Source organism: Paenibacillus thiaminolyticus, from assembly GCF_007066085.1.
Classification (GTDB): domain Bacteria; phylum Bacillota; class Bacilli; order Paenibacillales; family Paenibacillaceae; genus Paenibacillus_B; species Paenibacillus_B thiaminolyticus.
On record NZ_CP041405.1, the window covers coordinates 5661647 to 5676058 of the forward strand.

Here is a 14412-nt window from a genome sequence, read left to right on the forward strand (position 1 = left end):
GTTTGAGTTGAACTTGGTTAGGAGTGCAAAAGGATGTCTGAAGGTGCGAAACAAAAAGTCGGATTGCGTGAGCGAAAAAAAGCGAAAACGATGGCCAATGTTCAGATGCATGCATTAAGGCTTTTTCGGGAAAATGGTTATCATGCGACAACGGTGGAACAAATTGCAGAAGCTGCAGAGATCTCCCCGAGTACATTTTTTCGTTATTTTGCAACAAAAGAGGCCGTAGTGTTAACCGATAATTATGATCCTCTTCTCGTCGCCGCATTTGAAAATCAACCGTCAGAGTTGAGTTCCTTACAAGCCGTTCGAAATGCAATGATTTCGGGAATTGCCGGGATGACTGACGATGAGTGGGAGACAACACGTCAGCGAAATGAACTGATCTTGATGGTCCCGGAGCTTCGCGCGGCAGCGATGAATAACTTAACTCAGATGATGCAGCTGTTAACACAGCTTGTCGCCACACGAACAGGCAGAAATTCCGATGATCTGGCAGTACGAACCTTTGCCGGGGTGGTCGTTGGGGTAAATATATCGTTAATGGATTATAATGCCGAGGCTACCAAATCAGAGTTTGCCAAATTATTGGATGAAGCTCTAGAAGTCGTTGAGAAAGGTCTACGGCTATGATAAAACCCTACAGGAATAACCAGCAGCAGAACAATGGAGCCGTAAACGCCGATTGTGTGGCGGGATATTGGTTTGGCCTTTTATGAGGAATTTGTATTAGGCGGTACCAAAAGCAATGATCGTTTAATTATGAAGGCGGGGAAGGACTCATGTCAGAACGTCTTTGGAAGAAGTTAATGAAAAAGGGGTTCTCGGTTGAATTAGATCAACTCCCCAAAAATACGCAAGAGTTTTTAAATGAAATTGAGCGCTATTGCATAAAGGAAAAGGTGACCTACGAATTTATCGAACGTGATAGACCTGCAATTATCTCAATAGATCATGTCGTGTATCAATGTCAGGTTGAAAACGCAGGACGCCCCGGTTTTGTGCTCCATTTCAAAGAAGTTTAAAATAAGACGCAGCCCGCTACGGCTGCGTTTTTTTGTGCCTGAGAGGATGCAATCGCAGCTCAAACCGACGCGCCGGTGCTAGTGTCTTTGTTCTCCTTTGCCGTGAATATCCGCTAGGGCCTCAAAGCACAATTGAGGCTGATCCATCATGAGTGAATGTCCGGCACCCGGAATGATATATAAATTTTTATCGGGAGCGCTTATCTCTGCAAAATATTTCTCGGCTATGATAAATGGGGCCTGCCAGTCGCATTCACCCAATACATAGTAGACGGGCACCTGGTACTCTGCGGATTCCGAGGTCAGATCAAAGTCGGATAAATAATCCAACACTTGTTGATTGGCTTGGAATGCTTTTTTAAATGAAGAGATATCAGACAGCTGAAAAATCGGACTTGTCACAGCGGCTAGCCAGATCGCGAGATCGATTTTTAGCGCCAAGTTGTACTGGCCCTGAAGCTTGCGTACGGCTTCGCATTTTTGCAGAAAAGCACGGTCAAAAACGATTTTGCCGCCGGGATATTCCCCTATTTTCTCCAGCTTCTTCAGCGATTTTTTGTCGCCGGCCTGTTCGATCAATTCTTTCACCTTGTTGTACCCTACCTGCTCATTGTGAAGCATATTCACAACCTGCGCAGCACCGATATAATAGGCTACGTCTTCGGGATGCTGCTTAATAAATACGGACCCCAACACACTTCCCCAGGAGTGGCCGAATAACACGATCTTTGGCATGTGATATTGACGCTTCAAATATTGGATAACCTCGAACAAATCCTGAAGCATCAAAGCAATGGAAGGAAGCTTATCGGGATTTCGAGTCAAGGTCTTTCCCGTCCCGCGCTGATCCCAATGGACTACCGTATAGATTTCTTCCCATTTTTGTTGAAAGACCCGCGTGAACAATGATTTCGCTGCTCCGGGCCCCCCGTGCAAAAATAGCATTACCGGGTTATCGCAGCTTGTTCCCGAGTGAAACAGGAATTGATCGATACCATTGATCGATACATATTCGGTAAAAAAAATTTCCCTGTTCAACCTGTTTTTCATAACCTCACCTCATAAATGACATTATACTGTCTATTATGAAGGTAAAATTTGGAATGGTCAAGTGGAATAAGCTATGATATACCTTAAGAAAAAAATGACTGGAGGCAAACGACGGAATGATGAAGCCACGGATTACGGTACTTACGTTAGGTGTAGATGATTTGGAAAGAGCGGTGACTTTCTATCGCGATGGGCTGGGTTTGCCGACACAAGGAATTATAGGCCAAGAATTTGAACATGGAGCGGTGGCCTTTTTCGACTTGCAAGCAGGTGTAAAGCTGGCCATCTGGAATCGCAAGGATCTGTCCCATGAAGCAAAGGTTCCATTGTCACCGCCGAGCTCGACCGAAATGACCATTGGCCATAATGTCAGCAGCAAAGAAGAAGTGGATGCGATTATGGAACTGGCCCGGTTGGCCGGGGCTGCGATAACGGATCCGGCCCATGAAACATTTTGGGGAGGTTACTCGGGGCATTTCATGGATCCAGACGGTCATCTGTGGGAAATCGTCTGGAATCCCGCGTGGGAAATCGAGGATTGAGCTTCGTTCGCAAAGACGGCAGAAATGCCGTTTTTTTGTATATTATAGAATTTATAAATTTTTTAACGGGGGAAGCAGGTCTTCCGCCTCAGCGTGAATCGTGGCCGGCGCTGAAGAAGCAGAACGCTGAAGAGAAGCAGCACATTGAATTAGCAAAACAGCGCGCTATGTATTTTTCGGCACTTCATTTGGACTCGTCATCAGTAGAAAAAAATCGATTTCAACGCTACGGGTGCCAAATTTTGAGTATAGAAATGGACAATCTCCACGATTTCGTAAAATAAGGAGTTTCCAACGTCCTGAAACCTGCACACTTTCCCTAGACACGCCTATCCAGTAGGCGAAATCCGCAAAACTGTACAATTTGTCCAGATACGTCTATCTGGTAGGTGAAATCCTGCGCAAATACAGCAATTCGATATGGATGAGTTCACCAGAAAGGGAATCCTGCAAAACTGCAGGAATTTCACCCGTTTCGCTACGACTTGGAGCCAAAAGGCCTAAAATGATGTAGCTGTGCAGCAATTCCTCGGGACGTGAGCTAAGTCCATATAATTGTGTAAAAAGCAAATGGCAAAAAAGAAGAGCCATAGCAAGGATCCTCGTATAGAATGAGGTTGTCGAGACAACATTCCGAAGGAGGATCTAGCTATGACTCAATACCAGATTACCCTAGATTCACAACTTTTGCATCAACTGTTTTTATCCGAATCAAGAGATGCCGGGATTGCGGCCCTATTAGAGTCCATCTTGAATCAAGTGTTGCAGGCACAAGCAACGGAACAGCTGAAGGCGGGGCACTATGAGCGCTCAGAAGAACGTGCAGGTTACCGTAATGGATCATACCCTCATCGGCTGACAACACGGGTGGGCCAATTAACCCTGCAAGTACCGCGTTTCCGCAACGGTCAGTTCTCTACGGAACTTTTTTCTCGGTACCAACGCAGTGAGCAAGCCCTTGTCTTAGCCATGATGGAGATGGTGCTCAATGGGGTGTCAACGCGAAAAGTAAGCAATATTACCGAAGAACTGTGCGGGACGGAGTTCTCTAAATCGACCGTTAGTGAGCTATGCAAACAACTGGATCCCCTCGTAGAGGAGTGGAATAACCGAAAACTGGACAAGGCCTATCCCTTTCTTATTGTCGACGCCCTGTACGTCAAAGTCCGGGAAGACGGTCGTGTGCGCTCACGTGGCGTAATGATTGCAACAGGGATTAATGCGGAGGGCTACCGGGAAGTGCTTGGACTTACCGTAGATGATACCGAGTCAGCTGCAACGTGGGGAGCTTTCTTTACGCACCTCAAAAGTCGCGGGTTGCACGGTGTTGATGTCATTACCAGCGACCATCACGGTGGTTTGGTAAGTGCGATACGGCAACATTTCCAAGGCGTAACCTGGCAACGGTGTCAAACCCACTTTATGCGTAATATTCTGGACGCTGCTCCTAAAGCATGCCGTGATGAATTGAAGGCCCATGTGAGGGCCATCTACGAAGCCGCGGACGAGACCAGTGCCCGTACACTGCTGAAGCGGACACAAGAAGCATTTGAAGACAAAGCTCCAAAGGCCATGAGGGTCTTGGAAGAGGGTTTTGACGATGCGACAGCGATCTTGGCACTTCCGGCTGCCTGTCGGATACGTACGCGCACCACAAATGCTGTAGAACGTCTAAATGGCGAGTTGCGGCGTCGAGAACGCGTCATTCGCATTTTTCCCAACCGAGCCTCTGTCCTTCGTCTTTTTGGAGCCTTGTTAATGGAGCAGGACGAAAAGTGGTCCGCCGGGAAAAAGTATATCGAGATGAAAGAGTACCATGAGTGGCGGAAGAAGCTCAACAGGCCTGCAGCTTAGGCATCTTTTTGCTCTGGCAATCTCATCGAGGATTTTACACATAAATTTGGACTTGACCGGGACGTGGACTCATTGAGCCAAAACTCCTGTAAAATAGCAGCAATTTCCGCCACTCGTTCAAGCCCCGGAAGACAAGGATGCTTCCAGCAGGCAACGATGCCTCCAGTAAACAAGGATGCCTCCAAAAGGCGGCGATGCCCCCAGGATCCGACGCGTCTCTTGGATCCCGTAAATCAGGCTGTTGAGAAAGTCCAAGGGATTTTTTTGTTTTTATTTTTCCAAAACACAGCTTCCAATATCATTTCGCGTCACTAATCCATAACTAAAATCACAAAAATGAAGTTACAAAAAGGAAATTGAGGAAATTTGTCGAATAGTACATTAAATTTTTTTAATGTTTCGAAGCCTCCATTTCGAAGTGATGCGGCAGGAGGGGGCACGAGAGGATAGCTACGCCGATAAGAAAGAGTGCACTCGCCCCTTTCTTTTGCATATCGTAGGCATGAAGGGCAAGCGTTCATGAACGCTGCGGACTCGTATGTGCACAAGCGGCCGGGCAATAAGCGGAGGCCTGCCGTCGTGAATCGTCGATGCGTTATTGGACTCTGACGAATTTGCATTGAAAAAATGTGACTTATTTAACAGCTGAGCGTACTTCTTATGAGAACAGAGGAGGTGTAGCCCGTTGATTGACACCAAGTACATAAAGCTGTTGGGACTTATTTTCGCTGTTGTGATCATAAATATCCTCGTGTTCTCGCCCGGAATTATCGGGGTGGAGATCGGCGGAGACGCGCTTCAGTCCGCGTTCGGGGTAACGCTGCTGCTAGCCAGTGTGCTGGCGCTGCTGTACGGAAGCTATATCTGGCTGTTCAGACCGCCTGACGTGCGGCCTGTGCGGCACATCACCACACATGAAGAGTATGTGGAAGCGCTCGCCCGCTACCGGCAGGTCAGATCGCTGGAAGGGGATGTTGTGACTGGGCTGGAGCAGTTGGAGCGGTTAACCAAAAAGAACGACACGCTCTACCGGGTGCTGAATGAGCGCTTCGATCCGGCGGAGTTAAGCTACAAGAAATTCGCCTCCGTCATTCAGGAGGTAGCGAAGCTGTTCTACCTCAACGTCAGAAGTATTTTGAACCGGCTCCACGTCTTTGACGAAGCGGAGTTCGAGCGTGTCATGAGTCAGAAAACGCCGCGTTTCTCTCAGAGGCTTCTCCAGGAAAAGAGAATGCTGTATCAGGATTTTCTGTCTTTTATGGCCGATTCTCTAGGCACGAATGAGGAAATCTTGTTGAAGCTGGATAAGCTGCTGCTGGAGATTTCCCGCTTGGATAGCTTCGATCCGGGTGACATTGAAAATATGCCTTGCATGCAGGAAATTGATTCACTGATTAAGCAGACAAAATATTATAAACAGTGAGAGGTGCTTGGTTTGGCAAAGAAGAACAAGTTTTTTCTTGTATCTGGTGTAATATTGGCCGTTGTGTTCGGGCTGGTGTACTTCGGGATTAACATGACCTCGAACTGGGGGAAGCCGCAGGTCCAGGTCAGCTCGGAAAAGGCGGCGAAGCAATTAAGCAAGCTGTACTCCAATATCCCGGTAACGACCGAGGCTCCGGTGAAGGGGCAGATCGATCTGGACCCGATCGACCTGGCCGCGTCGCTGCCCGATATTTCGAAATTCCCGATTACCGTTAAAAACACGACGAATCAGTATGTGGAGATCTTTTCTTCGATTGAAAAAGCGGGCACCGGCATTGACGGTTGGCTGACTGAGGCGGCGACCGACTTCAATAAGGCCAACATTATGGTGAACGGGAAGCCTGTCTCGGTCAAGATTCGCAATATCGCTTCCGGCACGGCCACTGACTATATCAAATCCGGCAAATACGTACCGGACGCCTTCACCCCTTCCAACGAGTTCTGGGGCGAAATGGTCAAGGCGAGCGGCGTCAAGACGAAGCAGGTGTCCGAACGGCTTGTCGGCAACGTTCCCGGCATCGTCATCGCCAAGCCGAAGTATGATGCCCTGATAGACAAGTACGGTGCCGTGAATGTCAACACGATAACGGAAGCGATAGCCAATAATGAGTTTTCGATGGGATATACCGATCCGTTTGCCAGCTCTACCGGCCTCAATTTTCTCGTAACGGCGCTGTCGGCATTCGACAGTTCCAATATGCTCGGGGAGAAGGCGGTCCGGGGGTTCGAGCAATTCCAGGCGAATGTGCCGTTTATTGCGTCCACGACGCTTCAGATGCGGGATGCTGCCAAGTCGGGCGTGCTGGACGGCTTTGTGCTGGAGTATCAAGTATATGCCAATGCGCCGGACTTGAAGGGGGGATATGTATTCACTCCTTTTGGCGTACGGCATGACAGTCCGCTCTATGCGCTGGGCGATCTGCCGCAGGGCAAGCAGGATATTATTCAAAAGTTCGCGGACTTCGTTACGCAGGATAAATATCAGAAGCTGGGGAAGGAGAAGGGCTTTAATGAGCTCGAAGATTACAAGTCGGAGCTTGATGCCGTAGACGGCAACCTTCTGTCCGCTGCCCAAAAATTATGGAAAGAAAAGAAAAACGTCAATAAGCCGATTGCCGCGGTGTTCGTAACCGATGTGTCCGGCAGCATGGCGGGCGAACCTCTGAACCGTTTGAAAGAATCGTTGTTGAAGGGCCAGAAATATTTAGGGAAAGAGAATAGCATCGGCCTTGTCTCTTATTCAAGCTCTGTCTCCATCAATCTGCCTATCGGCAAGTACGACGCGAACCACCAGTCCATGTTCGTAGGCGCGGTGAACAGCCTCCAAGCCGGCGGGGGCACGGCGACCTTCGATGCGATCGTTGTGGCGTTGAAGATGCTTCAGGATGAATTGGCGGCGAATCCAAATCAGAAGCCTCTTATTTTTGTCTTGAGCGACGGAGAGACGAATGAGGGCTATTCGTTGAAGGATACCAAGGAATTAATCGAGGTCTATCAGGTCCCGATCTATACGATCGGATATAACGCCAACATTGACGCGCTGGAGACGATTTCAAGCATCAATGAAGCGGCCAGCATTAACGCGGATACAGATGATGTCGTCTATAAGCTCGGCAACCTGTTCAACGTGCAAATGTAAGGGAAACCAAAGGGGGATTACGATGTCATTTTCAATGGAAGTAGCCAGTCCGGAAGAAATTCAAGCGGCGATTGAACAGGAGGTTAAGCCGGTCCCCGAGGAAGTGGCGAAGCTCAAAGAAATGGCGGATGCCAATGTCGCCACCATTATGACGCTCGATATCGAGTCGCTGGAGAACCGCAAAGAGATTTTGCAATCGATTGACGCCTTTGGTATGAACACGATGCGGTCATCATCCGAGAAAAATGCGCTGCTCCAGGTGTCGATCGGAAGGCTGTCCAAGACCGGCGATGAAGGCGGGGACGTGGCCAAGGGGCTGGCCGAGCTTCACACGCAGCTAAGAGATCTGGACCCGGGCGTAGTCGATTTCGCGAAGACCGGGTTCCTGGGCAAATTGTTCAATCCGCTGCGAGCCTACTTCCTCAAGTACCAAAAAGCCGATTCCGTCATCGCGGATATCGTCGTCTCCTTGGAGAAGGGCAAGACCACGCTCAAAAACGATAACACGACGTTGGAGATCGAGCAGCAGACGCTGCGGGATCTGACCAAAAAGCTGCAAAAGGAAATACAGCTGGGGACAATGATGGATGAATCGATCGAAGCCCAAATCGAGTTGGCGAAGCTGCGCAATGAAGACCCTGACAAAATCCGGTTTATTACCGAGGAAGTGCTGTTCCCGCTGCGTCAACGGGTGATGGATCTGCAGCAGATGCTGGTCGTCAACCAGCAGGGGATTATGGCGATCGAGGTCGTCGTCCGGAATAATAAAGAATTGATTCGCGGCGTAGACAGAGCGAAAAACGTGACGATATCGGCGCTGAAAATCTCTGTAACCGTCGCGAGCGCGCTTTACAATCAAAAGATCGTCTTGAAAAAAATCGAGCTGTTAAATCAAACAACGAACAACCTCATCGCCAGCACGTCGCGCATGCTGAAAAACCAAGGGGCCGAAATCCAGAAGCAATCGCTTGAAGCCAATATTTCGGTCGATACGCTCAAGCAGGCCTTCTCCGATGTCATGTCGGCTCTGGATTCGATTAGCGCCTATAAGCAGGATGCGCTGCCTAAGATGCGCCACACTATCAACCAGTTCCGGGAGTTGGCCGATGACGGCGAGAAGCAGATTCAACGCCTGGAAAGAGGGCATAAGTTGGGATTGTAGGTTCGACCAACATCAACCAATTATTCAAGTCCACGACAATTCGTGGACTTTTTTGGACTTTTCTATGTGACAATTATGAAAACAATTTCAAAATGACGTCATAAATAATTAGATATCGCTAATACGCTTTTATATATTGCGTATTATTTAGTTATATTATACATTAATTCGTAAGGATAAAATATACATCTTCTATTTGGGGGAGTCGAGATGAATCAAGAACCCGGTAGTAGTGGAATGGGGAGGATAACCGTGATCACGCAAAACAATGAAAAAACTCAATTAGCTAGTTTTCATGTGGATGAATCTTGCCGAAATATGGCGGTTGCCAAGCTGGTGGAGTCCGCTGTCCTGAACGGAGAAGGACATCTCACCTCGACAGGCGCGCTGCAAGTGACGACAGGCAAATATACGGGACGTTCCCCGAAGGATAAGTTCATCGTCAGGGATCCGAGCGCAGCAGACCATATTGCTTGGGGAGAAGTGAATCAGGCTCTTACTCCCGAACAGTTCGACTCGCTGTATAACAAAACGATCCATTATATGAAGAGCCGCAAGCTCTTCGTATTCGATGGCTATGCAGGGGCAGATCGGGCCTATCGGCTTCCTGTCCGCTTTATTAATGAATATGCGTGGCAAAATCTATTCGTTCACCAGTTGTTCATCCGCCCTGCGGCAGATGAATTGCCGTACCATAAACCTGAATTTACCGTGATTGCGATGCCTGGCATGAAGGCGGATCCGGCTGTGGACGGGACAAATTCCGAGACCTTCATTGCCATTTCCTTCGAAAGAAAGACCGTCCTGATCGGCGGAACCCACTATGCGGGGGAGATGAAGAAATCGATATTCAGCGTGCTGAACTATTTGCTTCCCTTCCGCGGCGTCATGCCGATGCACTGTTCGGCGAATGTAGGGGAGGCTGGAGATACGGCGTTGTTCTTCGGATTATCGGGGACAGGCAAGACGACGCTGTCGGCCGACCCGGAACGCCGCTTAATCGGCGATGATGAGCATGGCTGGTCCGATGCGGGCGTATTCAACTTCGAAGGCGGCTGCTATGCCAAATGCATTGGGCTGTCGCAGGAGAAAGAGCCGCAAATCTGGAATGCGATCCGATTCGGATCCGTCCTGGAAAACGTGTGGATTAAAGCCGGAACCGGCGAGGCGGACTACCATAATAATGCACTGACGGAGAACACGCGGGCCGCTTATCCGATTGATTATATTCAAGGCTCGATCATACCTGGAACCGCCGGCCATCCGAACGTCATTATCTTTTTAACCGCAGATGCCTTTGGCGTGCTCCCTCCAGTGTCCAAGCTGACGAAGGAGCAGGCGATGTATCACTTTCTGTCCGGCTATACGTCCAAGCTGGCGGGTACGGAACGCGGCGTCGCCGCACCGGAAGCAACCTTCTCGACATGCTTCGGAGGTCCCTTCCTTCCGTTGAGACCGAATGTGTACGCGGAAATGCTCGGCGACAAAATCACGCAGCACGGCGTAAAGGTTTATTTGGTCAATACCGGGTGGAGCGGCGGTCCTTACGGGATTGGCGAGCGGATGAATCTGTCGTATACAAGAGCGATGGTCAAGGCGATTATGAATGGGAGTATCGAGAAGGCATCCTTCACTCCTCATCTTGTATTCGGCATGCTTATCCCTGATGCGGTGCCGTTCGTCCCCCATGAACTGCTCGATCCGAGGAACGTATGGGCAGATAAAGCGGCCTATGATCGGAAGGCGAGGCAGCTGGCGCAGCTCTTTGCTCTAAATTTCGAAAAATTCAGCGGTGTAGCGGATACTATCAAGCTTGCCGGCCCGCGGCTGTAGCTGCCGTGAGAAGGGGCTGTCTCCGGCGTCATGAACTGACGCAGAGGCAGCCCCGACTTATGTCTATGCGAAGAAACTCAGGCGGCGGGAATATGTCATAGGGAACAGGGCGGCGACATATCTTGAAAATGATGTTTTGGTCGGGAAAACGATGAATTTGACGGCTTGAACAGCTGCATTACGGTGTAACCGCCGAGGAAGGAGGTTGTCAAGATGTCTTGTCAGGAAGAAGGTGTGCTCGCCGTCGGTTCCGGTCCATTTCTGCACTCCCTTGTTGAAGCATGGTATGAATCCGGATTATCCAAGCTCACGGTATTTGTAACCAGCCCGGAGCCTGCAGACACGGCTGAACTCGTGAAGCTGCGGGAATATGCGCTTCGCAGCGGCCCGGAAGCTTCGCTGCATATTTTAACCGCGGCCCAAGACGAGGATCTGAAGTGGAGGACGATCATTCAGCCGTTTTCATTTATTTTGTATGTGTCGCGGCATGGCAATATGGAGGAGCTTCGGAAGCTTCAGCATGCTTGTATAGCTGAGCGTAAACCGATGCTTCCTGCCGTAGCCTTACAAGGAAGAGGGATGGCAGGCCCGCTCCTTCATCCCGGCGGGGACGGGCGGTGGGATTCGGCATGGCGGGGGCTCCATGCGTCCGTGTTCCCCGAGGTGCGGGAGCCGCACAGGTTCTCCGCTGCGGCCGCAGCCGTGTTATCGAATCTTATCGTGCATGAATGGCAGAAAGCGGTGGCAGAAGAGAAAGAAACGGACTGCATAAATCAATGTTATATCCTGGACCCGAATACGTTAACCGGAATCTGGCATCCAATCCGCCCGCATCCTCTTGTCTCCGGGGTGGAGACTGCCTGTCTGGTGGAAAATATCGAGCTTAAGCTGGAAACAAGTCATGAACCTGTGGAACCGGAGGAATGGTTCTCTTGTTTCAACCGTTTGACTTCTGCGGCAACAGGCATTTTGCATGCATGGGAGGAGGCGGATTTAATCCAGCTTCCGCTGGCGCAATGTCTTGCTCAACCGGTCGACCCGCTGTCGGAAGGGCCTGCACAGCTTTTGCCGGCGATCATCCGCAGCGGACTGACGCATGAAGAGGCGCGGAGGGAGGCGGGACTGGCGGGACTGGAAGCCTATGCCGCCCGTCTGATGCCGCTGCTGTTCCCTGGCTTGGCCTCCTCTCAGCGGGAGGACATCGGCATCGGGGCAGGCTGCTCCATCGCGGAAGCGGTTGAACGGGGAGTCAGAGCGTGTCTAACCACAGCATGGGGCAAGCGGATGCGAATGCTTCCTGACAAGCTGGCCGTGACACACATCGCATGCGGGCAGATCGAGGATGTGCGATGCCGATATTATTTACAGGCGCTGCGCATTGCAGAGGGGGAACCTCAGCTTGCCGTAGGCGAGCCGCTGCTCGGCTGTCCGGTCGTGTGGGTCCATTCCGGTTCCTCATGGTATGGCAGCGCAGACCTTGACCTCACCCTTGCTCTTCGCCAATCGTTGCAGAAGGCGTTGACGAAGACGGAGGGCGTGGCCTCTTCTTCTGTCATATGGAAGGCGGAGAAGGCGCGAGACATCGCAGTATCCAATAGCGATCCGCTCAAGCATGAGTCATCGATGTTAGCGGCCGTTCAGAGATTGAAGCAGCGCCATCAACGCCTTGAGGTGTTCGATATGCGGAGCGAATCTTTTCTGGGAACGGGACCGTTCGTGATATATGGAGTGCGACTCGGAGAGGAGGATTCCCCTTGAGTACTGTCGTTATCATTGGGGAGGGGATGCTTGCGGACATGGTGTGCCGACGATTGTCCGGCTTCTCCGTAGCCCGCAGATCGGATTTCAGTGAAGGTATTCCAGACGGCGCAGAGCTGGTGCTGGTCCTTCAGGAACAAGATAACTCCGACTTGCATCTTGAAGCGGATGCGGCGCTGCGGCCGCTCGGCATTCCTTGGTTATGCGCTTATGTATTTTTGGGAGAAGGGGTGGTCGGGCCGCTCATGCGCCCGGGAACGACCGGATGCTTCCAATGTGCAGAAACGCGGCTCTCATTGGCGGGAAGCAACCGCAAAGAGGTAGAGGAGATGCTGATGAAGCTGGTCACGCCGGATTATGTTCCTGATTTTGCGGCAGAGATATCCCCGGCGGGATTTCGGTATATGGCGCATATCATCGCGGAGGACACGGAGAAAGTGCTGCGGGGCGTCACAGCGAATGCGGAAGGACACATCTATATAATCAACTTCAGCAATTTGAGCGGCAGCCTCCATTATGTGCTGCCCAATGGGACTTGTCCGGTCTGCGGCCGCCTGCCGGATGATTCGCCGGAAGCGGCAGAAATAACGCTAAGGCCGTCCCCTAAGCTTCATAACAGCTACCGCTGCCGATCGATGAGCGAGTTACGGGAGAGCTTGTTCCAGGATTATTGGGACAGCCGCATCGGAATCTTGAATGATAAGAAGTTCGATCTCGTATCTGCCTTTGCCGGGGCGGCCGTCAATCTTCCACTAGGCTATTATGATGAGGTGACGGGAGGCCGCTCGCATTCGTATGCGGATAGCCAGCTCGCCGCGATATTGGAGGGGTTGGAGCGATTTTGCGGCACGACGCCCCGCGGCAAGCGAACGGTGGTCTTCGACAGCTATTCCCGGCTTAAGGATACGGCGATGGATCCGTCCAAGGCAGGGTTTCATGCGAGGGAGCAATTCGAGCTTCCGGACTTTTCGTTCACGCCGTTCGATCCTGAAGCTCCGATGGAGTGGGTGTGGGGATATTCGTTCCTGCAGGAACGTCCCATCCTCGTTCCCCATCTGTTAGCCTATTACAGCTTGGGCTACGGAGGGGGCTTTGTCTATGAGACCTCCAACGGGTGCGCCGTAGGAGGAAGCCTGGAAGAGGCGATTTTGTACGGGATTTTCGAGGTGGTCGAGCGAGATTCCTTCCTGATGACCTGGTATGCGAGGCTGCCTGTTCCGCGGCTCGATCCTGACTCGTCGGGAGACCGGGAACTGTCGATAATGCTTCATCGCTTGCGGGCGGTCACGGGATATGAGGTGTTGTTATACAATACGACGATGGAGAACGGTATTCCGAGCATATGGGCGATAGCGAAGGGAGGAGCGGAGCATCAAGTGAACCTGGTCTGTGCCGCAGGAGCTCATCTCGACCCGGTTCGGGCGGCCAAGGGGGCCATACATGAGCTCTCCGGCATCATCTCGATGACGGAAGAGCGATGGAGAAGGCGCAAGCCGGAAGCGGAATCCATGTTCAAGGATTCCTTCCAGGTGCAGCAAATGGAGGATCATGCCCTGCTGTACAGCCTGCCGCAAGCGGAGGAAAGACTCCGATTTTTGCTGGACGAACGGCGCCCTGTCCGAACCTTCGCTGAGGAGTTCCCCTCCGTGCCGATGCATACCGATTTGACGGATGATTTGCAACAGGTTCTTCAGGTGTTCCACAGCCTTGAGCTGGATGTTATTGTCGTCGATCAGTCGTCAAGCGAGACGCTCCGCAACGGGCTGCGCTGCGTGAAAGTGCTGATTCCGGGAATGCTGCCGATGACGTTCGGACATCATCTGCGCCGGTTGGAGGGCCTTGACAGGATCCTGGAAGTGCCGATGAGGCTTGGGTATGCCAATCGCCGGCTGACGCCGCAGGAGCTTAATCCTTATCCGCATCCGTTCCCGTAAGCGATGGTGGAAGCCCCACCGGATAGCGGGCAATGTGAGCTGATGCGGCACACACTCTCTTGACTCCTCCGTTGACAAGCGATTGAGCTATGGACAACGGTGGGGATTCCGCCTCCCTGACCGCGGTCAG

The 14412-nt window shown here is 51.3% G+C and carries 12 protein-coding genes; 11 read left to right on the forward strand and 1 reads right to left on the reverse strand.

What is annotated here, in order from left to right; translation table 11 throughout:
* Positions 1 to 33 precede the first annotated feature (33 nt).
* Together FLT43_RS25145 and FLT43_RS25150 are read left to right on the forward strand one after the other, a co-directional pair.
* Positions 34 to 633 (forward strand): acyl-CoA-like ligand-binding transcription factor, encoded by a 600-nt coding sequence (locus tag FLT43_RS25145; protein WP_087441541.1) that lies wholly within the window; start codon positions 34 to 36, stop codon positions 631 to 633.
* A 149-nt stretch (positions 634 to 782) separates the two neighbouring features.
* A complete protein-coding gene (locus FLT43_RS25150; RefSeq protein WP_087441540.1) occupies positions 783 to 1025 on the forward strand; it encodes a DUF4318 domain-containing protein in 243 nt (80 codons plus the stop codon).
* A gap of 78 nt (positions 1026 to 1103) precedes the next feature.
* Here FLT43_RS25150 and FLT43_RS25155 read toward each other — a convergent pair whose 3' ends face one another.
* A complete protein-coding gene (locus tag FLT43_RS25155; RefSeq protein WP_087441539.1) occupies positions 1104 to 2075 on the reverse strand; it encodes an alpha/beta fold hydrolase in 972 nt (323 codons plus the stop codon).
* 119 nt (positions 2076 to 2194) lie between these two features.
* On the opposite strand from FLT43_RS25155, the gene FLT43_RS25160 reads away from it, so the two are divergent.
* The 9 genes from FLT43_RS25160 to FLT43_RS25200 all read left to right on the forward strand — a co-directional run bounded on the left by FLT43_RS25160 (position 2195) and on the right by FLT43_RS25200 (position 14282).
* Positions 2195 to 2617, forward strand: coding sequence for a VOC family protein (locus FLT43_RS25160; protein WP_087441673.1), 423 nt, complete (start codon positions 2195 to 2197; stop codon positions 2615 to 2617).
* Entirely contained in the window at positions 2614 to 2901 is a 288-nt protein-coding gene (locus FLT43_RS25165) for a hypothetical protein (protein WP_087441538.1), read from the forward strand. The genes FLT43_RS25160 and FLT43_RS25165 overlap by 4 nt, the downstream gene beginning before the upstream one ends.
* 367 nt (positions 2902 to 3268) lie before the next feature.
* Positions 3269 to 4471, forward strand: coding sequence for an IS256 family transposase (locus tag FLT43_RS25170; protein WP_115057717.1), 1203 nt, complete (start codon positions 3269 to 3271; stop codon positions 4469 to 4471).
* A 685-nt stretch (positions 4472 to 5156) separates the two neighbouring features.
* Complete coding sequence (locus tag FLT43_RS25175) at positions 5157 to 5894, forward strand: hypothetical protein (RefSeq protein WP_087440155.1); 738 nt, start codon at positions 5157 to 5159, stop codon at positions 5892 to 5894.
* A gap of 12 nt (positions 5895 to 5906) precedes the next feature.
* Positions 5907 to 7595 (forward strand): substrate-binding and vWA domain-containing protein, encoded by a 1689-nt coding sequence (locus FLT43_RS25180; RefSeq protein ID WP_244193992.1) that lies wholly within the window; start codon positions 5907 to 5909, stop codon positions 7593 to 7595.
* 22 nt (positions 7596 to 7617) lie between these two features.
* Positions 7618 to 8757, forward strand: a complete 1140-nt coding sequence (locus FLT43_RS25185) for a toxic anion resistance protein (protein ID WP_087440156.1) — start codon at positions 7618 to 7620, stop codon at positions 8755 to 8757.
* A gap of 237 nt (positions 8758 to 8994) precedes the next feature.
* Positions 8995 to 10590 carry a phosphoenolpyruvate carboxykinase (ATP) gene (gene pckA / locus FLT43_RS25190; RefSeq protein ID WP_373994914.1) on the forward strand — a complete coding sequence of 532 codons (1596 nt, stop codon included), beginning with the start codon at positions 8995 to 8997 and terminating at the stop codon, positions 10588 to 10590.
* Between the two features lie 213 nt (positions 10591 to 10803).
* Positions 10804 to 12348, forward strand: a complete 1545-nt coding sequence (locus FLT43_RS25195; RefSeq protein WP_087440157.1) for a hypothetical protein — start codon at positions 10804 to 10806, stop codon at positions 12346 to 12348.
* Positions 12345 to 14282: a TOMM precursor leader peptide-binding protein gene (locus FLT43_RS25200; protein WP_174818244.1), complete on the forward strand. Its 1938-nt coding sequence runs from the start codon at positions 12345 to 12347 to the stop codon at positions 14280 to 14282. Before FLT43_RS25195 ends, FLT43_RS25200 begins: the two co-directional genes overlap by 4 nt.
* The last annotated feature ends 130 nt before the right edge of the window (positions 14283 to 14412 follow it).